At 44.2% G+C, this 19,020-nt stretch carries 14 protein-coding genes; 5 read left to right on the forward strand and 9 right to left on the reverse strand.

Annotation, left to right across the window (positions count from 1 at the left end; all coding sequences use genetic code 11):
* Positions 1 to 277: 277 nt before the first annotated feature.
* Positions 278 to 2,131 (forward strand): heparin lyase I family protein, encoded by a 1,854-nt coding sequence (locus JKJ11_RS22425; protein ID WP_252039233.1) that lies wholly within the window; start codon positions 278 to 280, stop codon positions 2,129 to 2,131.
* A 59-nt stretch (positions 2,132 to 2,190) separates the two neighbouring features.
* Here JKJ11_RS22425 and JKJ11_RS22430 read toward each other — a convergent pair whose 3' ends face one another.
* Genes JKJ11_RS22430 through JKJ11_RS22440 form a run of 3 tightly spaced genes read right to left on the reverse strand, consistent with a single transcriptional unit; the run spans position 2,191 to position 3,849 of the window.
* Positions 2,191 to 2,430: a GNAT family N-acetyltransferase gene (locus JKJ11_RS22430; RefSeq protein WP_252039234.1), complete on the reverse strand. Its 240-nt coding sequence runs from the start codon at positions 2,428 to 2,430 to the stop codon at positions 2,191 to 2,193.
* Positions 2,427 to 3,008, reverse strand: coding sequence for an HD domain-containing protein (locus tag JKJ11_RS22435; RefSeq protein ID WP_240206432.1), 582 nt, complete (start codon positions 3,006 to 3,008; stop codon positions 2,427 to 2,429). The genes JKJ11_RS22430 and JKJ11_RS22435 overlap by 4 nt, the downstream gene beginning before the upstream one ends.
* Before the next feature lie 43 nt (positions 3,009 to 3,051).
* Positions 3,052 to 3,849, reverse strand: coding sequence for a PhzF family phenazine biosynthesis protein (locus JKJ11_RS22440; protein WP_252039236.1), 798 nt, complete (start codon positions 3,847 to 3,849; stop codon positions 3,052 to 3,054).
* A gap of 132 nt (positions 3,850 to 3,981) precedes the next feature.
* On the opposite strand from JKJ11_RS22440, the gene JKJ11_RS22445 reads away from it, so the two are divergent.
* On the forward strand, positions 3,982 to 4,140 hold the full coding sequence (locus JKJ11_RS22445; protein WP_006070291.1) for a DUF2256 domain-containing protein: 159 nt from the start codon (positions 3,982 to 3,984) through the stop codon (positions 4,138 to 4,140).
* A 6-nt stretch (positions 4,141 to 4,146) separates the two neighbouring features.
* On the opposite strand, the gene JKJ11_RS22450 is transcribed toward JKJ11_RS22445, so the two are convergent.
* The 3 genes from JKJ11_RS22450 to JKJ11_RS22460 are packed head-to-tail and all read right to left on the reverse strand — an operon-like array spanning position 4,147 to position 7,782.
* Positions 4,147 to 4,872: an SDR family NAD(P)-dependent oxidoreductase gene (locus JKJ11_RS22450; RefSeq protein ID WP_236109293.1), complete on the reverse strand. Its 726-nt coding sequence runs from the start codon at positions 4,870 to 4,872 to the stop codon at positions 4,147 to 4,149.
* A gap of 7 nt (positions 4,873 to 4,879) precedes the next feature.
* Entirely contained in the window at positions 4,880 to 6,430 is a 1,551-nt protein-coding gene (locus JKJ11_RS22455; RefSeq protein ID WP_252039238.1) for a cryptochrome/photolyase family protein, read from the reverse strand.
* An 11-nt stretch (positions 6,431 to 6,441) separates the two neighbouring features.
* Entirely contained in the window at positions 6,442 to 7,782 is a 1,341-nt protein-coding gene (locus JKJ11_RS22460) for a DASH family cryptochrome (RefSeq protein WP_252039240.1), read from the reverse strand.
* 143 nt (positions 7,783 to 7,925) lie between these two features.
* Here JKJ11_RS22460 and JKJ11_RS22465 point away from each other — a divergent pair, with 143 nt between their 5' ends.
* On the forward strand, positions 7,926 to 9,167 hold the full coding sequence (locus JKJ11_RS22465) for an NADH:ubiquinone reductase (Na(+)-transporting) subunit B (RefSeq protein ID WP_252039241.1): 1,242 nt from the start codon (positions 7,926 to 7,928) through the stop codon (positions 9,165 to 9,167).
* Positions 9,168 to 9,406: 239 nt separating this feature from the next.
* A complete protein-coding gene (locus JKJ11_RS22470; protein ID WP_063602991.1) occupies positions 9,407 to 10,429 on the forward strand; it encodes a GGDEF domain-containing protein in 1,023 nt (340 codons plus the stop codon).
* Positions 10,430 to 10,503: 74 nt separating this feature from the next.
* Here the strand turns inward: JKJ11_RS22470 and JKJ11_RS22475 are convergent, their stop codons facing one another.
* From JKJ11_RS22475 to JKJ11_RS22485, 3 genes are all read right to left on the reverse strand, one after another.
* Positions 10,504 to 13,398 carry an HD domain-containing phosphohydrolase gene (locus JKJ11_RS22475; protein ID WP_252039242.1) on the reverse strand — a complete coding sequence of 965 codons (2,895 nt, stop codon included), beginning with the start codon at positions 13,396 to 13,398 and terminating at the stop codon, positions 10,504 to 10,506.
* 55 nt (positions 13,399 to 13,453) lie between these two features.
* On the reverse strand, positions 13,454 to 16,357 hold the full coding sequence (locus tag JKJ11_RS22480) for an HD domain-containing phosphohydrolase (protein ID WP_252039243.1): 2,904 nt from the start codon (positions 16,355 to 16,357) through the stop codon (positions 13,454 to 13,456).
* A 160-nt stretch (positions 16,358 to 16,517) separates the two neighbouring features.
* Positions 16,518 to 17,090: an aldolase/citrate lyase/malate synthase family protein gene (locus JKJ11_RS22485; RefSeq protein WP_006070283.1), complete on the reverse strand. Its 573-nt coding sequence runs from the start codon at positions 17,088 to 17,090 to the stop codon at positions 16,518 to 16,520.
* Between the two features lie 155 nt (positions 17,091 to 17,245).
* Between JKJ11_RS22485 and JKJ11_RS22490 the strand changes: the two genes are divergently transcribed.
* Complete coding sequence (locus JKJ11_RS22490; protein ID WP_081411533.1) at positions 17,246 to 18,793, forward strand: DUF3612 domain-containing protein; 1,548 nt, start codon at positions 17,246 to 17,248, stop codon at positions 18,791 to 18,793.
* The last annotated feature ends 227 nt before the right edge of the window (positions 18,794 to 19,020 follow it).

Below are 19,020 nucleotides of genomic sequence, written 5' to 3' on the forward strand. Positions count from 1 at the left end.
ACAAAACTACTGCCGTATTAACCCTTGGTATCACGTATATATTGGCTAAAGAACTTATTCGTAAATTTTGAGCCTTAGTCGCTATTTTTCTATCTAATGCGTAGAAATAGCCTTTCTTTCCCAACATACATTCACCTCATCAATATAAAACCTGTTTGATATGCATTCCAAACTTTCTAAGGTGTTGAAGAGTGCACTCATTTAATTCCAATTTGCTCCGCCTATTACATGTTGCGACCAGAGCTCGTAACAGGCGTAAATAACTAAGGAATATATTATGAGAACAAGATTAAGTTACCCTACAATGATTCTCCCCGCATTGATGTTGGGGATGCTGCTGAATACCTCACTGACCTTCGCCAATGTCGATTCTGATGGCGACGGAGTTCCCGACCTTGAAGATATTTATCCTTGGGACGACACCAAGTCTGCCTTACCTATTCACCGATTACCTTCCATTGTGGAAGCGGAAGATTATGACCTTGGTGGACAAGGCATCGCCTACTTCGACAAAGAACCAGAGAACCGAGGGGGAAAGCAATACCGTAACGATGGTGTGGACTTCTCTACTCACAGTGATGGGCAGGTACACGTTGGCTGGTTTGCGCGCGACGAATGGATCAACTACACCGTACAAATCGAAGAGGATGCCTACTATGAATTCTCTGCTTGGTTGGGTTCTTCTGCCGACAAAACCAAACATGTAGAACTGCGTAAGGGCACAGAGGTGTTGTTCCGGATTCCGTTCCTTTCCTCCACCCAGATTACTCGCGAATTTGAGCAAACCTCACCTCAAACCATTTGGTTAACTAAAGGGGAACATACGTTTACGCTCGCAGCAGTAGAAGGTTCAATCCGTATTGATCGCTTGCAGTTTGACTTATCGCCCCTTTCCAAAGACTCTGATAACGACGGTGTCGTTGATGCCGAAGATGCCTTTCCCTATGACCCCAACGAATCTGTCGATACGGACAGCGATGGCATTGGAAATAACAAGGACATTGATGATGATGGTGATGGTGTTGTCGATATAGACGATGATTATCCACTTGACCCAGAAAGGTGGAAAAATGAGGTCACCATTATCTCTCCAGATAGCTGCAATGGTTTAGAGAACCAAGCGCTACTATGCAATGTGTTAGCAAACGACCTAGACCCTGAAGGTGATGAACTAACCATCGTCATTGCATCTGAACCAAATTATGGAACAGTTACCGTTGTCGAAGGACAAATACTATATCAGCCAAATGCTGACTTTGTCGGCTTAGATGGCTTCTTCTATCATGTAGAAGACGGATTTAACCGATCGCAACCAGCTTGGGTCGACATTCAAATCGACCGAACCACGACAATCGAAAATCCAGCCACCATATACACTGCTGGTTGGGAAAACGGTCTAGCAGATTCCGGCTTACCTGGGGAACTCACCCCCTCTTTTTCTAGTAGTTACGACTCACTCACCAAAATACCCGCCAGCTATCACTATTACGAGGTAGCTCAAGTAGACTGGGCTCGCACAGGTAATCATGTGATGAAGTTTTACGGCGAGCCACCAGCTTATCGAAGCGAGACAGCCTTTATGGATGGCCGCTATCAGTACGCACCGGGAGATGACTTCTATTTTAGTGCCAGTATTCGCCCCGATGCATCTTGGCAGACCATCACTAAGTACTCCATTATCTTGGCACAGTGGAAGTCATTCAGTTCTGGTCCTCACGCCGCAGTGCGTCTAAGCAATGATGGGCTTTTCAAACTCAGCTTCCACGCACCTAACTATCCGGTGATCGATTTAGGCGTTGCACCACAAGACCAATGGACTGATATTCGTATCTACTTTAAAAAGTCTTTAGCCGACGATGGACGAGTAAAAGTCTGGGTCAATGGTGAGCTGAAGCTCGACCGGAAAGGTAAAAACATGCTGATTAGCAATAATGGCTACACCAAGATCGGAATGTATACAGAAATTCGCAGTCCTAGGACAATCTATTTCGACAACGTTTCTGTCTCTAAAGCCATTAATAGAGAGTTGGATGCTTGGGGACGCTCCCCCGTGGATGGTATCTATAATGACAGTGACGATGACGGTAAAAGTAATGGCTTAGACCCGTATCCATTTGACACAGAACGTTAGCCTTCGTCACTCTTGCAGCGACGGTGAGAAAACCGTCGCTAAGCTAACCCAAGGTACGGTTATCTACTCAAGAATCTAGCCACATACCAACAGTCGGCTTCAATCTGATAGCCTTGCTCTCTAGCCCACGCAAGACCCTGATCGACTAACTGTTTTGCAGCGCCCTTTCCACGCAGTGATTCTGGTACAAAGGTGCGAGTAAAATTAACCGTATTACCCGAAAGCTTGTAATCCAATACCGAGTCTTGCCCGTTCGAAGAGAGTACAAATCTCTGTCTATCTTGTTGATGTTCAATCATGATATTTCATGCCCTAATTGCGCTAGATATTGTTTCATAAACGCCACTCTACTGATTGCTTCCTGTTTACCCGCTTCGGTTTTCATTGTGTCTGCAATGGAAAATAGCTTGATGTAAAAATGGTCAATGGTGAACTTGGCATCGTCAGCAGAACGCTCAATGCAAAAAGGGTCATCAGTACTATACAAAGTTCGACCTAGACTGGTCGCAACCTGAATACAACGCGTAACACCTATAGCACCCAATGCATCTAATCTGTCGGCATCTTGTACTACTTTAGCTTCAATAGAATCGGTTGCGATATTAGCGGAAAAACTGTGCGCGACAATCGCATGGTGGATGGCATCAATATGCAGCTCTGGGTAACCTATTGATCTCAAAAACTGACACGCCTTGTGTGCCGCGATAGTTGAACTGCTCGCACGTTCTGGATGATCTTTCGGATAAGTAAAGCAATCATGCAAATAGGCCGCTGGAATAACCACATCCAAATCAGCGTTTTCTGTCACTGATAAGCGTTTAGCACAATTAACGACCCGTAATACATGGTTAAGATCATGCGCCGCATCAGTGATCATTTCCGCTCGAATAAAGTCCAGAAACTGAGGAACCCATTTCTCATTAAACACTGATAGTACCTTTGATAAGCGTAATCGCTTGACCACTAAGCTCAATACGGTCTTGTTTCAACATCATACCAACGTAGCCTCCGCGCTCAGAATCTTGGAAGCCAATTAATGAACTCTTATTGAGTTTATCGGCCCAATAAGGAGCCAATGCACAATAGGCAGATCCAGTAACAGGATCCTCATTGACTCCAACCCAAGGAGCAAAATAGCGAACGATGAAATCCACATCACTACGCTCAGATTTAGCCGTTACCGCCAATGCTCGACCTTCACATTGGTTAAGAGCGTGAAAATTTGGAGTTAGATGATGCAGGCGTTCTTCACTTTTCATCACCAATAAGTCTTTACCACCTTCGAATTCACCCCAGAACTCGATATCCTCTTCTTTCAGACCCAGAGCCTCCAATTTCGCAAGCGACATGTTAGCCTCATTGGCAGGATAAAGTGGAAAATCTAAGGAAATACGTTCACCAACTTTCTGCGCATGAAGCTCCCCAGAAAGCGTATGAAAACTGCATTTTCCATCTTTTTCTAACAGCCCTATTTCATCTAGTACATTAACAGTAGCCAGTGTGCCATGGCCACAAAGCGCCACTTCCAGTTGAGGTGTAAACCAACGCAAGCGGTTATCGGATAATGATAGAAATGCGGTTTCTGAGATCGCCATTTCCTTAGCGATAGACAACATTAACGATGCGGGTAACGGTTCTTGAGTAATACACACACCAGCAGGGTTGCCCTTGAAGGGCTCACTGGAAAATGCATTTACCTGATAAATATCTAACTGCATGACGACTCCTTATGGACCGTTACTACTTTAAAGGATAGATAAAATAATCGCGAGAAGAGTTTAAATGTTATGGGTGATGATCTCGTCTGTTATCAACTCGTAGATATCAAAAAGAACCAAGACGCGATCAATATGCATCGAAAATCACATCTTCCGAGAAAAATCTGTGGTCATTGTGACAAGCCTTTCACTTGGCGAAAAAAATGGCAACGCTGCTGGGAGCAAGTTCGCTATTGCTCAAAGCGATGCTCAAGTAAAGCGCGTGGAGCTAAGAAAACGTCAGAATGTTAAACATTGTCACCACCGAATATCACTGCCATCGTAAGCAATGAACCGACCGTTGTCTTCTGGTCTAAGATTTTCCAAAACGTGGAACAGTAATCCTGCGGTTTTATCTGGCGCGAATAGCTGTTTTTCTGGCACATTGGCTTGAAAAGGCAGAGAAAGTTCGGTGTCCGTCGTTCCAGGATGTAAAGCTATCGTGCAGGAACGTTTGATTAAGCGACCCCATTCAATACTTATGTTCTTCACTGCCATGTTCAACGCGGCTTTTGAGCAGCGATAGCTATACCAGCCACCTAATTCATTATCGTCAATGCTACCTACTCTTGCGGATATAGTAGCGAAGCGGGGGGCATCCGACCTTCTGATAAAAGGTAAAATGTGCTTTGCTAACAGCAAAGTAGGCAGAGTATTGACTTGAATACTGGTCATAAGGTTGTTTGAGGTAACTGCCTTTAAACTCTTTTCAGGAGTAAGCTCATTTATCGACAAGACACCAACACAATTGATGACCCAATCTAGATGGTCAACCTCAGCATCGAGTGACGTCGTTAACGAGCTATAGTCATCTTCTACGGTGACATCCAAAGCATACCAGCGCAATCGCGCGTGCTGCACTCTAGGCTGAGCACGGCGATAAGTAGCAAAAACATTGGCATTGGTGTGAGTCAGAATATGTTGGCTTAACGCACTCCCTATCCCTCCAGAAGCACCAACGATCAAAACATTCAATGGCTGCATCTATACCTCACAGGCGCTCTATTCGAGCTATATTTGCTTCGGCAGTTGTAAGATGTTCATCCTGTACTTCGGGAGCCAATCTGTCCCAAGTCCGATAAATCATCGCTGTGCGGGGGTTCTTACTCAACCACTCACGATGCTTATGCATAAACCGCCAGTAGAATCCGTTAAAAGGACAGGCTTGTTGGCCTGAACGCTCTTTGACGTTATAAAAACACCCACTACAATAGTCACTCATTTTGTTGATATAGCCACCACTGGAACCATAAGGTTTGGTCGCAATAAGTCCTCCATCTGCGTATAAAGCCATACCTCGGGTATTGGGCATTTCTACCCACTCAATCGCATCAACATAAATACCAAGATACCATTGCTCTACTTGGTCTGGGTCCAACTCTGTGAGCAACGCGAAGTTACCAGTCACCATTAAACGCTGAATATGATGAGCGTAAGCGAAATCAAGAGACTGAGTGATGGCTCGCTTCATACAACTCATCTTTGTCTCGCCATTCCAAAAATATTGAGGTAGCGCCCTAGAGGCTTTTAACGCATTGGCCGTCGCGTAGTCTGGCATATTGCTCCAATACATGCCTCGAATATACTCACGCCAACCAAGTATCTGTCGGACAAAGCCCTCAATCTGTGCAAGCGTGATCTGCCCATCAGAGTGAGCATACTGTTCAATGGCTGCATACAGCACCTCTAAAGGGGAAAGCATCTTACAGTTAAGCGAGAATGAAAGGCGGCTATGGTACAGACTCCACTGACTCTCATGCTGTTCCGTCATCGCATCTTGAAAACGGCCAAAATTGGGCAAACAAACTTGGCAAAAGTGTGCCAGTAGAGTGAGAGATTGAGAACGATTAATCGGCCAAATGAGTTGTTCACCAATTCGTCCTATCGAAGTTAGGTTGTGACGCTCTATCCGAGACACCGTCTCCTTCGTCGGTGACGCAAACAATAACGGTGTGGGTAGAGCTTCTATGTCGGATTTTTTTAGTTTGTTGCGATTATTAGCATCATAACTCCATTTACCGCCAAGTGGTTTGGTTTCACTTTCCATTAACATGCCATGTTTCTTGCGCATCTTGCGATAAAAGTGGTCCATGACTAATGCTTTACCTCTAACGAAATAGGTTTCTAATTCTGGAAAAGGCAGTAAAAAGTGTTCAGACTCCACCAAGGTGGCTGAAAATTGTGGGTGAGAAAAGCGAGACAACTGGTCAAGCAGACGATATTCGTCTGGCCTTTGATACTCAAATCTAACGATGTTGTGTTGCTCACCGACTGAGGCAACCAGCTCCGTTAAAGAGTCAAAGTCGCAAGTGTCATCTAGAGTGAGATAGTGAACGTGATGCCCTTGCTGCATTAAGCTTTGCGCAAAACTTTCCATCGATAGGAAGAACGCCACTTGCTTTTGAATATGATGCGTCACGTATTCAGATTCTTGCTTTAGTTCGGCGATTAGATAGAGGACATCATTGTCCAGTTGAGAGAACCATGAATGTTGGCTATCCAATTGGTCACCCAAGACGAGTCTCAGCGTTTTGTATCCCATTTTCATTCCTATCAGTCCTGAATTGGCCAATCCGTCATATCCACCGCATTCAAACTGGAATTAGGCCGGTCACCCTTCCACTTACGGATGAAAACACTTTCAGGATCATAGAGTTGGCTCTGTTTATCTAAATCAAACTTTCTGTTCCCCCTTGGGTCAGCACCCACCCCAGCCAAATATTGCCAATTTCCCCAGTTCGACCCGACATCATAATCAATAAGCATGTGCTGGAAATAGCATGCACCATAGCGCCAGTCGAGTGACAATTCGTGCACCAAACAGCTCGCGACCAGTTGCCTCCCTCGGTTAGACATGTAGCCTGTCTCACGGAGTTGGTTCATACAAGCATTCACAATGGGAAACGGCGTGTTACCTTCGACCCACTGACGTAATCTTGAGGCATAAAAAGTGGTCAGGGGACGCTTGTCTTGTATCCCACCAAATGCAAACAGCTTGGCGCCATGTTTGTGGCTGTACCAATGAAAGTACTCGCGCCAGAGTAGTTCAAACAGAATCCAGTGAGTGGACTCGTTACTACCATGCTTTTGCTCGAAACGGTGTAGTTGATTCACCACTGCTCTGGGCGACACATTGCCGTTGGCTAACCAGAGAGAAAATTTGGTCGAGCTGCTCCAGTTATCGAGTTCGTTGCGTGTGGATTTGTAACTAAGCGCCGCCTGAGTAGCAAAGTAGTCTCGCACATGCCCTAAGCCCGCCAGTTCACCTCCACGAACGCTGCTATGAAGCTTCAAAGAAGACGGTTCGCACCCATAGCTGGCAGGGAGGCCATCTCGATTATTCATTGGAGGTGGTAGCTGGGTCGTAGTTTGAGATGGGGACGGCACTACAATACTTTCCATTTTATTCTTAAAACGAGTGAAAGAGTGTGGCAAGTCTTCTAAGTCAAAAGGCAGTAACGTTTGGTGAAATAAGGACTCGATATCATCACGATGCAAAACGATATCGGTGCGCTTGAAGAGCGCTTTAGTAACCACATAGTCAATGTACCAGCTTGCACTGTTCGCTACATACAGGTCAGTAATCGAATAATAGTCGAACATCTGTTCTAGCTGGCTCACGGCCTCATCAAGGCTGGTGACGGAAACTTGATGTAGTACTTGCCCGAGTTGCATCAGAGATTGGTTCAGCTCACCCAGCGCCTGCATTTTGAACTCTCGCTTCGCTGAATCGTCTATCTCTACCGACAGAAAGCGTCTGTCGTACATGGTTTTCAGCTCATCAAAGTACACGCAATGCAGTCTGTCGACGTGCTCACTGGCCTTTTGCAATAACTTATTGTCGTGCAACCGGAGATCATGGTTGAACCAATAAATTCCTCTTCTTTTTGACATACCATTTCCCAATGTCATCTTTACCCAGACATCTGATACGCAGTAACACCCTTGATAGCTTAGAAGAGAGTTGGTCATTCTGTGATTTCATCACGTAGAAACTTTGTTGAAGCTATAAACAACACCTCAAGGAGGGCTTTGGGATGTCATTGAAAAAAAACCTCGATAAACTCGCTCCTCATTTTGAAGCTGGAGGCAAATACCAAACTTTTTATCCACTTTATGAGGCAGTCGCCACGTTGTTTTACACGCCTGGGCACGTCACTCGAGGACAGACACATCTGCGGGATAGTATTGACCTCAAACGCATCATGATAATGGTTTGGATCGCTGTATTCCCCGCTATGTTCTGGGGGATGTTTAATATTGGCAACCAGACTGTCGCAGCACTATCGGTCACCTATTCTCCAGAAGAAATCAATCAAATGATCACCGAAAGCTGGCGCCTATCATTGGCATTTGGTTCTGCCAATGATCTGATTGCGGCGGGCTGGGCAAGTAAAATGTTGTTTGGCGCTAGCTACTTCTTACCAGTCTACCTCACCGTATTTATTGTGGGCGGTTTTTGGGAAGTCCTTTTTGCTATCGTCCGCAAGCATGAAGTTAACGAAGGTTTCTTTGTCAGCTCAATCTTGTTTGCTCTCATCCTCCCGCCAACTATCCCGCTTTGGCAAGCAGCATTAGGGATAACCTTTGGTATTGTGGTCGCTAAGGAGGTTTTCGGCGGTACAGGGCGCAATTTTCTAAATCCGGCTCTCGCTGGACGGGCATTTCTTTACTTCGCCTACCCCGCTCAAATGTCTGGAGGGGCCGTATGGGTCGCCGCAGATGGTTATTCGGGCGCTACACCGCTAAGCCAATGGTATGAAGGTGGGGAGAGTGCCCTTTATAGTACCCTAACCGGACAGCCATTAACGTGGTGGGATGCTTTCTTTGGCAACCTGCCTGGGTCTATGGGCGAAGTATCAACATTACTGATTATGTTGGCGGGTATATTCTTGATAGCAATCGGAATCGCCTCTTGGCGAATTGTGGCGGGAGTCTTAATTGGCCTCACCGTAACCGCCACTTTACTGAATGCCATTGGTTCGGATTCCAACCCTATGTTTTCGATGCCCGTTTATTGGCATTTCGTCATTGGTGGTGTCGCTTTTGGTACCTTTTTTATGGCAACCGACCCAGTGTCCGCTGCGTTTACTGATACAGGGAAATGGGCTTATGGTTTATTGATAGGAGTTATGACTATTGGTATCAGAGTGCTCAACCCAGCCTATCCGGAAGGTATTATGCTCGCCATATTATTTGCTAATTTGTTCGCACCGCTATTCGACCACTTCGTGAAAGAGGCCGTAGTTAGACGGCGAGAGAGACGCATTAGCAATTAGGCGCTACAAATTTACACAGCCAACAAATAATGGCGTTAATTTTAATGCATTTTATAAATAGCGCCATTATTGAACCAAAATCACGTTAATATTTGAGTCCGTTTTCAAAAACTGAACTTTCTAAAGTGACAAACTACTGAACTCGTTGGATAATTATAAATAATCGGACCAGAAGAGTCTGAGTTCAAATTAAGTGCAAGCCTCGCCAATCAGAATGAGCCAAGGACAATAGTTAGATCATGAAAAAGAACGATTTTCAGAAATCGGCGGCTAATTTAAAAAAAGCAGTACCATTGATGGTAAAACACCACGTTCCCGCGACGCCTGCCAATTATGCACTTTGGTATACTTATGTCGATCAGACCATTCCAGAACTGAACGCTGAAGTTGACGCTATTCTCAAAGATTTCGACATTTTACCGCCCGCAAACACCAATCTACTTTATCGCGACCATATTGCCGGCAAAGCCGAAGTCAATTTGCAAGATCTCAAGCACAATATGGAAGCCCTAGTTACTGAAGTTTCAAGTTCAATGACGGATGCCATCGCCGATACATCACAGTTCTCCAAAGTACTTGAGCAAAGTTTTGACGGATTAAGCACGCAAATAGAATCGCAGCGCGATCCGACACTTGATGAAGTAATGCCTTTGATTCAACAGTTGGTTGACGAAGCAAACGATATTCGCCATTCAACCGACTTCATTCATAACCAGTTAAAAAACGCCAGTGATGAGATAGCACGCCTAAAATCACAGTTGGCTAAGGTTCAATGCAATGCGTTATTCGATAGTTTGACGTCATTGTATAATCGCGGAGCGTTTGACGCCGACCTCAACATGTTCTGCGATGCTAAGCAGCCAATGAGCCTCATTTTTTTGGATATTGACCACTTTAAGAAATTCAATGACGAATTCGGGCACCTATTTGGTGATACGATTTTAAAAGGCATTTCACAACGTCTAAAACAAGCTTGTCGAGGTGGGATAACTGCCTACCGTTTTGGCGGAGAGGAATTCGCATTGATCATTCCTAATAAGTCCTTGAGAGTGGCAAGACAAATGGCGGATGCACTGCGTCTGGCCATTGAAAAAATGACGATTAAAGATCGAAAAAATGGTTCAAAGGTCGGCAATATTACCGCTTCCTTTGGTGTCGCTGAATTTACAGCAGGTGATACCTACACCTCACTGGTCGATCGGGCAGATAAGATGCTTTATGATGCCAAACGAGCAGGCCGCAACCGAGTTATGCCTTTTTAATCGCTCAGTAAAAACCCTAGTCATAAATTAGAATAACAAGGGCAGATAATTCACTCTCTGCCCCTTTTATTACGTCACGATAAATACTGCTCTATATCTACTTCATCAATCTGTTCAGGGTTTAAGAACTTCATGGCAAATGTTTGGTAAACCCCAGACGTCAAGAATAGCTTAAATAACTCTGCATCAAGGTGTTGGTCTTTGACCATAAAAGACATGATCTTAATCGACTCTGATAACGTCTTGGGTTCTTTATAAGGTCTATCTGCACTGGTCAACGCTTCAAAGACATCGGCTAACGCCATCACTCTGGCAGTAAGCGGCATTTCATCGGCTTTGAGCCCCATAGGGTATCCAGTTCCATCCACTTTTTCATGATGACCGCCAGCTATAGCAGGAACATTACGCATTCCTTTTGGAAATGGCAGACTCTCCAGCATCTTAATGGTTTCAACGATATGGTTGTTAATCACATAACGCTCCTCATCGTTTAACGTGCCTTTGCGAATCGATAAGTTATACAGCTCTCCCAAATTATTCTGATACATCGGTTTTTTAAGCGTAAATCGAGTCGAAGGCTCTGTTTCAACTGCCCATGGAATGGCATGATATGGCTGATCGGCCAACACCGACTCACTTTCACCAGGTTTTGTTTCAGCTTGCTCATAACGTCGACGCTCTTCCCAAGACAACCCTTGGCCTTCATCAATAGTTTTAGTCCATTGCCGCTGAGCGATAGAATGAAGACGTGTCACCGCATCATCCGTCATAAACTCACCGCCTACATTCGTGGCGGCAATAAAGGCAAAGTCGTCATCAATGCGCTGCCATTTAGCGTCAAGCTGTTGTTGTAATTCAAACGATAAAGGTTCACCTAGGGCCTGCTGTAATATCAAGATATGTGCGTCACGTTTAAGCACCTCGAATCGTGTTCTTATTTCGTGAATGCGGTTATAGATTGTCTCTAGCTTCACTGCTTTATCAACCACATGTTCTGGCGTCGTTACCTTGCCACAGTCATGTAGCCAAGCTGCAAGCTGCAACTCTTGCCACTCTTCAGATGACAGCTTAAAGCCTTTAAATGGCTCAGTTTCAGACTGCTCGGCGGCTTTGGTCAACATTTCTGTTAGTACTGGAACACGTTGACAGTGATTACCCGTGTATGGAGATTTCGTATCAATCGCGCCCGCCATGACCTCAATAAACGAGTTAAGCAACGCTTTTTGATTAGCAAGAATTTGCTGAGACTCAATGGCAACAGAAGCGTATTCGCTTAATGATTCAATAAATGGCAAACGTGTGGTCGACAACGTATCAAGCTGTTCACTTTCAATAATCAAACCGAAGCCACCTAACACCTGACCACCTCTGTCTAACAACGGTAAAAACAAGAACACGTCATGGGTTCCTATTTGCGGAATAGCATGCTTGATGTCCTGATATTCGACCGCTAACGCTTTTGGTCGGGTGCCATTTAAAGATTCGAATAAATACGCTACATCGCGGTTCTTTGCATCAAGTGGTGACAGTTCAGAGAGATCAAACTTATCGTCCGTTTTTGAAACCGCACTGTGCGGAATCAACACGTTGTCATCATCACTTAGATACAACAAAGCACGCTTCGCACTGGTCGCATCTAGTGCTCCGTTAGCCACTAAATCCAACAAAGGTTTCAACTCGTCTTGCCTTGCAATCGCATTGGTCAATAGCAAGAATCTAGATAGTGTCTGCTGCATCCCAAACAGAGCTTGAGATAAATCATGAATCTCTTTGATATGTGACTTTTGCGGTGTCTTTCTAGAAAAGTCAAAGCTCTCTATTTTCTGTGCTCGTAGCGTTGCCCTTCGAATTGGCGCAGAAACACGCTGCGCTGCAATATACACAAAAGGAAGGGCAATCAATAAAACGATGAGTGAGGTCAGGATTGATCGCTTGGCGATAACTTGAGACTTATCCAACAACTCTGTGGATTTCACCACCATCATCAAATACAAGTCATGACCGGAGTTATTGACCGACTTGGTTACTTTACCTATCCATTTTTCACCGTCGACATAAAATTCATGTACGGTATCTACCGTATTGCCAAATAATAGAACGGCTTCGTGAACAACAGGGTTATCAATATCTTCAATAAGAATGGTGGCACTATCCAAGGCGCCTTCTTGAATAATTACTTGTTTTGGGTTGCTGTAGGCGTACAAGCGCCCACTTTCATCATAGAGCACCCGAAATGAAGATTTACGACTGATGGTTTCAGCAAGCACCTGAGAAATTTGATCCAAGGTGATATCCGCGGCGACCACTGCGCCACTCTCGGAACGCCTTGACACTGTGACACCAATCTTTCCTAACTTTTGGAAATAGTAGGGTGCAGACATAGATACGGAGTCGGAGTTAGCAATACCAAACCACTCTCGCTCTCTTAAGTCGGTCTGATATCCATCTTGTGAGGTAAAGTTAACCAATTCGTGCTCTTCATCGTACTCGTATCTATGTAATTGTTGCTGGTCAGCATAGTAACTAAACACCACATAATGTGCCTCAGGAGAAACCTCAAACCCCTTTTGGATCTTACGGTCAAATACTCGATAGACACTGAAATGGTCACCATTAGGTAGCGTTAAGGTATAGGAAAAAATAGAAGGGCTAGCGGATAATAAATAGCTGATTTCGGGAACGTAACCGAGACGTTCGTCATGCGTTGAAAAACGACTCAACTGCCCTTTGGAAAATGCAGTAACGGTTGAAAATGCAGGACTATAATGGTGAAGCAAATTGGCTCTCGCTTCACCAGAGATTCGGTCAAATAGATGGTCATTAGCGTCAACCAATACTTTATTTAAGCTTGAATACGTAAGCCATAACTGCACACCGCACACCAACATCACAATGATGATAAACAAACTCGATATGTGGATGTGCAGTGGGTAACGGAACCAGCTTTTGCCCGCACTTTTGAAATCCATTTCACGTACCTAAAACTAATTAACTGATAATTAATAATAGGTTACGCCACCGATTTTAGTAGCTTAACTCATCCACATACTGAGAAATATCCACGTCATCTATTTGCTTACTATCAATATGCGCCTGCGCATAATCACGATAGACACCAGAGGTTAAAAACAGTTTGAACAAAGCTGGGTCCAAATGTCCGTCCTTTACCATAAAACTCATGATTTTGATGGCTTCAGAAAGCATCTTTGACTTCTTGTATGGTCGGTCACAACTTGTTAGTGCCTCAAAAACATCAGCGATAGCCATGGCACGAGCAGGGAGGGGAAGTTCGCTGGCTTTCAAACCTAATGGATACCCGGTTCCGTCCACTTTCTCATGATGACTACCAGCTAAAAGAGGCACATTTTTCATATGTCTTGGGAATGGCAAGCTCTCTAGCATTCGCAGTGTCTCTATCATATGGCTGTTTATGATGTAGCGTTCTTCAGGGTTCAACGTGCCTTTGCGAATCGATAAGTTGTACATCTCACCTTGGTTATTTTGATGCTCACCAGCCTTTAAAACAAAACGTTCTTCCCGAAGAGGCGCTTTTTCCCACGCAACCAAGTGCGATTCATTATCTGCCAACACGGGAACATGTTTACCTTCAACAAAAGGATTGTCCGAATAACGTGCGAGCTCCTCCCATGAAAGACCTAATCTAGGATCAATCGTGCTCTGCCATGTTCTTTGAGCAATAATTTCTAAACGTTTTACTTTGTCGTCATCTAAAAACTCAGAGCCCAAATTGATTTCAGCAATCAGTGCAAATTCCTTATCTAACTCTTCCTGAGCCAAGCGAATCGCTTCCAAGTCCTGATTATCTATTTGACCACTAAATTTAGCTCGATAAGTGGTTAGTTCTACATCGCGCTTTAATACCTCAAAGCGAGTCCTGACTTCATGAATTCGATTGTAGATGGTCTCCAGTTTGGTGGACTTATCGATAATATGCTCAGGTGTGGTCACTTTCCCGCAGTCATGTAGCCAAGAGGCAATATGCAGCTCTTCCCACTGTTCTTTACTCATTGAAAAATCGGCGAAAGACCCTTTAGTAGAGTCCTGAGCTGCTTGAGTCAGCATTTCAGTCAACACTGGAACACGCTGGCAATGGTTGCCGGTATAGGGTGATTTGGTATCAATAGCTCCTGCCATCACTTGAATGAATGAGTCCAATAGCGCTCTCTGGTCAGCCAACATTGTTTGAGTTTCAATGGTAACAGAGGCATATGCGACCAACGTCTCTAGATACTCTTTGTTATCCATTAATACTTGAGATTCATGCTCTTCATCAAAGCCTAAACCCAGCCCACCAATTACTTTTTTGTTGCGGTCTATCAAAGGAATAAACAGTAAGTTGTCGGTTTCATTTTCCTTAACAACAAAAGGCCTAGCCTCGTAATACTTAGAATAAACCGGTTGCTTTTGATTAAAAAATACCTCTACATCTTGAGCAAGCCTAGGTTCATCTAGAGGTAATCGCGGCTGTGTAGTGATATCAATAATGCCTTTGGTTTTGAGCTTGATAAACTTAGGTTCGAGATATTTCTCATCTTTACTCAATAAATACAAATATGTACTGTTTGCGCTCGTTGCATCTGCGGTTTCGACACAAACCAATTCAAGTATCCGCTCTAGGTCATTCTCTTTTGCCATTGAATTGGTCAGAGAAAGAAAACGCTTTATTGTCGCCTGCATCACCGTCAATGAATCCGACATAGCTTTGATTTCAGTGACTCTAGAGTGCTCCTGACCACCATCATCAAAGTTGAAATGTTGTATGGCTCGTGCTTTCTGAGTAGCCTGACGAATTGGCCGTGCTAGCCATTGCGAAAGATAGTAAATGCAGGGTAATGCGATTAATAATGCGAAGAACGAACCTATCAGCGAGCGTTTCGCTACAATATTGGCATCTTTCAAGAGCTGCTCTGACTTTACTGCCATCACTAGGTTAAATAGCTGGTCACGAGTGCCACGCAGCTTATCGACTTTAACGACCCACTTTTCTCCTTGATAGTTGATTTCTTTGGCTTGCGGACCGAACTCGACGATGTTTGTTGTTCCTGAGATTAAAGGGTGGTTAATTTCTCCCAACTTGAGAGGTGCCGACTGTCTTAAAGCATCTCTTACTTCAAATAATTCAGGTCGGCTGTAAGCAAATACATTAAAGTCGTCGTCATACAACACTCTAAGTGCATCGCGGTTTTCATCACTGTCCCTTAATACTTCAGATACTTGATCCAATAAAATATCCGCTCCAAACACCGCTCCATTAGCTGCTTTTCGATGAATAGTGATACCGGTTCGCGACAGTACCGGCATAAAATATGGTTTAGATACGTGAGCGTGTACCAGCGATGCTGTGCGAAACCAATCTAATTTTCGTGGGTCGCGAAGCGGGCTACTCATTTCACGAGATTGCAGCAAGGCAAGGTGAGCACTGTAAGTTCTGACCTCTAGCTTATTTGTATCTGTATTAAAGTTTAACGCCGCATACTCTGCACTGTGGTCAATCCCTAAATGAGTCCGCATCCGGTCATCCGCTAAACGAACAACCGCTAACCACTCACCATCAGGAAACGCTGCTTTTAGCGAGAAGATATGTCTATTTGCTCTTAAGAGCGACACTAACTCCGGGACAAATGCAAAACGCTGCTCTGGGTCTACTTCCCGAACCAGTTCTCCAGCTGAGTAAGCATCGACAATGCTAAATGCTGGGCCGAAGTGATAGGACATATTACTGCGTGTCTCGCCGGCGATACGTTCAAATAAGTTTTCATTCGCATTCAATAGAACTTTATTCATGCTCGTTTGAGTAATCCATATCTGAACACCACTTATCACCAACACCAAAATGACGAAAATTGCGGAGATATGAATATGCAAAGGCAGAGTGAACTTTTTACTGGATTGCGAGCTGGTTGGCATATCGACTAACACTTTGAATTGACACAATATAAGACTAGTCGAGTTAGCTATTGACGAGAAGTTAAATATAGAAAAATAATATAAAAAAATACCCCACTGCTCGTAAGTGGGGCTTCACTACCAAAGGAAAACGGTATTTAAGTAAAAGTGCTAGCGGGTATTAAAAGGCGAAACTAAATCCGAGGTTATAATCGTCACCGTTTTTCGCCGTAAATTCTTTGTCTTCACTACAAGCTCTAGGACGGCCTTGGTCATCACCTTGAACTAGGCTAACCCAGTGGCGAATACCAGACGCATGGCATTGCTCTGTTTGGCCGAAGGTTGTGCACGTTTCTAGTTGGATATCTTCAATTTCTACAAGCTCTAGATTACCGGTTCCTTTGCGCTTACCCATCATCACTTCTACGTGTGTCCCACTCTCATCACGGAATAGAATTGCTTCAGGAGCACATTTATCACCGGCGTAAGCCACAAAGTGTTTTGCGCGCTTCAACCCCGTATGCTCACCATTCTTAAAATAAGCTTGCACGTGACGATAATCTATTTCGTAACTTACCACGTCTTCGTGTGAGCCATTTTCTAGTGGAAACAAAGTATCAAGCAGCTGTTTCGCCATCTTTTGTTTCTCTATTTGCTCGTCGGCTTTCACCATTTCCACGGCAAAGACAGCTTCTGCGATAAACGTTGAGTGGTTTTTATGTAGTTCTGTTTTATCGAATGTCAGCATGTTCATAGTCTTTCCCTCATACGGCCTTTTGTTCTATTTAGAGCAAATATCCTAAACAAGTGTTTAAATTTATATTCGTTTTGTGATTTGTATACTTTGTAGACTAGCCTGTTTTTGACTACAATTTCACAACAAAAATTTTACAATGTGAATTTTACAAAATGCCTCTGTCAAAAAGTCTAATCCGTCAGTCCCATTTTTTGGGCACTAAGGTAAGAAACCTTAGAAAACGCAACCATTTAACAATGGAAGACCTCTCTGCGCGTTGTATTCGCATCAACCCAGAGTACGCTCCTTCTGTTTCGTATCTATCGATGATTGAACGAGGAAAACGCGTCCCAAGCATCGATATGCTTGAAGTCATCGCCGAAGTTTTCCAAAAAGATCCAGCATGGTTTTTAGATAATGAGCCTGAGCAAGAAGAAATTACTCCGGTTAAAGGCAATCGCGGAGGCATCAGTGGCATGGCTTTAGAGCCAAGCTTTTTATTTTCAAACGACATACTGCAAATTGCCATTCCGGAAATGTTGTCGCAAACCGGAATCACCGGAAGACAATTCGCCCATCTTTTGATCCGCGCTCACCAAGAAAGTTTGCAAAACCACTTTCCCGATCTAGAACGGGCTGCAGAAGAAGTGGGACTGAAGCGATTGAATCTATCTGTAGAAGATCTGATCGATATTGCTGGCGATTTAGGTTTGCGAGTTCAATGGGTCAATCGCACACCGAAAGATGTGGTGGATGAGTTAGGAATTAATGCCAAGCAACTCGTTACCTCGTTTTTTGAGCCTCCAGGTACCATCTACCTAAACGAAATACTCAAAGCATACCCAACAAGACTCAAATATGATCTAGCGGTTTATATCGGACACCGAATTTTGCACAGTGAAGAAGGGCTGAAAAGCGTACTCAGTGTTGGTCATCACAATAGCTGGGAAGACTCTGCAGCCAACCAGTCCACATCTGCTCTCAACTCACAAGATATTTTGCAAGCATGGAGAGATTTTGAATCCAGCTTTTTTGCAGGAGCCCTACTTTGCCCTAAAGTCCCATTTAGACAACTACTAGACAGAAGTGGGTATGAAATCGACGTTCACAAACGTGCAGGCGTATCTCCGTCTGTCGCCATGCGTCGTATGACCGTGGTATCTCCCTATCCACATTGGCACTATTTCGACGCCTACGGGCCTGGAAAGCTCAAAGCCGTCTACCGAGGAAACGGTATTCCGCTGCCATGGGGAAATATGCGGATGGTGAACGATCCGTGTCAACACTGGGCGGTATTTAGGCGCTTATCTGAACCTCAAAACGGCTCTTCTGCACAAATCTCTATTCTTAATGTGGGTGATGAACCTCGTATTTATTGCTGTGAATCCATCAACATGACCGACCCGGCTGGAAATAATCGAGTACTCTGCGCGGGTATTGATCTAAATCCTGCGATAGATGCTCAAGGCGGCAACGCATTGGAGATAGCCAGTGAACTAAAACGATCATGTGTCGAAGGGGGTGGCAGTGTCAGCATTCCTCGTTCTATCAAAAAGGATCTGCAAACAGTGGCTAAAATCCTCAATATCAATTGGGTTGAACGAGGTATTGAAGGCGATGCACGGTTAATTTGTTCGAGAGGAGCAGCATGTCCGAGAAAACCAAGCTGTTATGAAGGCTGTGCTGAAAGTAAGGGAGTTGAACTAGGCGATATTGTGTAAGCCTTAGTGATTTAGCTCTTAGCCTAAAAATAAAAAAAGCCAGCCACCAAATAGTGTGACTGGCTATATACAAGTGTGAACAATAGAGGTTCACTAACAACGTCAGTTGGCTAGGTGACCCTCGGCTTAAAAAGGGTCGCTCTAAGTAATGCATCAAGCGTGCCAACTTTTTAAATCGTTGTTTTCAGATAATTCTGGTCAGATAAGTATCGATTTCATGTAAACCA

It is taken from the genome of Vibrio sp. SCSIO 43133, assembly GCF_023716845.1.
Lineage (GTDB): Bacteria > Pseudomonadota > Gammaproteobacteria > Enterobacterales > Vibrionaceae > Vibrio > Vibrio mediterranei.

Coding starts and splice junctions, on each gene's coding strand:
- JKJ11_RS22425 (WP_252039233.1), top strand. CDS start 278: ATGAGAACAAGATTAAGTTACCCTACAATGATTCTCCCCGCATTGATG.
- JKJ11_RS22430 (WP_252039234.1), bottom strand. CDS start 2,430: ATGATTGAACATCAACAAGATAGACAGAGATTTGTACTCTCTTCGAAC.
- JKJ11_RS22435 (WP_240206432.1), bottom strand. CDS start 3,008: ATGATCACTGATGCGGCGCATGATCTTAACCATGTATTACGGGTCGTT.
- JKJ11_RS22440 (WP_252039236.1), bottom strand. CDS start 3,849: ATGCAGTTAGATATTTATCAGGTAAATGCATTTTCCAGTGAGCCCTTC.
- JKJ11_RS22445 (WP_006070291.1), top strand. CDS start 3,982: ATGCATCGAAAATCACATCTTCCGAGAAAAATCTGTGGTCATTGTGAC.
- JKJ11_RS22450 (WP_236109293.1), bottom strand. CDS start 4,872: ATGCAGCCATTGAATGTTTTGATCGTTGGTGCTTCTGGAGGGATAGGG.
- JKJ11_RS22455 (WP_252039238.1), bottom strand. CDS start 6,430: ATGGGATACAAAACGCTGAGACTCGTCTTGGGTGACCAATTGGATAGC.
- JKJ11_RS22460 (WP_252039240.1), bottom strand. CDS start 7,782: ATGTCAAAAAGAAGAGGAATTTATTGGTTCAACCATGATCTCCGGTTG.
- JKJ11_RS22465 (WP_252039241.1), top strand. CDS start 7,926: ATGTCATTGAAAAAAAACCTCGATAAACTCGCTCCTCATTTTGAAGCT.
- JKJ11_RS22470 (WP_063602991.1), top strand. CDS start 9,407: ATGAAAAAGAACGATTTTCAGAAATCGGCGGCTAATTTAAAAAAAGCA.
- JKJ11_RS22475 (WP_252039242.1), bottom strand. CDS start 13,398: ATGGATTTCAAAAGTGCGGGCAAAAGCTGGTTCCGTTACCCACTGCAC.
- JKJ11_RS22480 (WP_252039243.1), bottom strand. CDS start 16,357: ATGCCAACCAGCTCGCAATCCAGTAAAAAGTTCACTCTGCCTTTGCAT.
- JKJ11_RS22485 (WP_006070283.1), bottom strand. CDS start 17,090: ATGAACATGCTGACATTCGATAAAACAGAACTACATAAAAACCACTCA.
- JKJ11_RS22490 (WP_081411533.1), top strand. CDS start 17,246: ATGCCTCTGTCAAAAAGTCTAATCCGTCAGTCCCATTTTTTGGGCACT.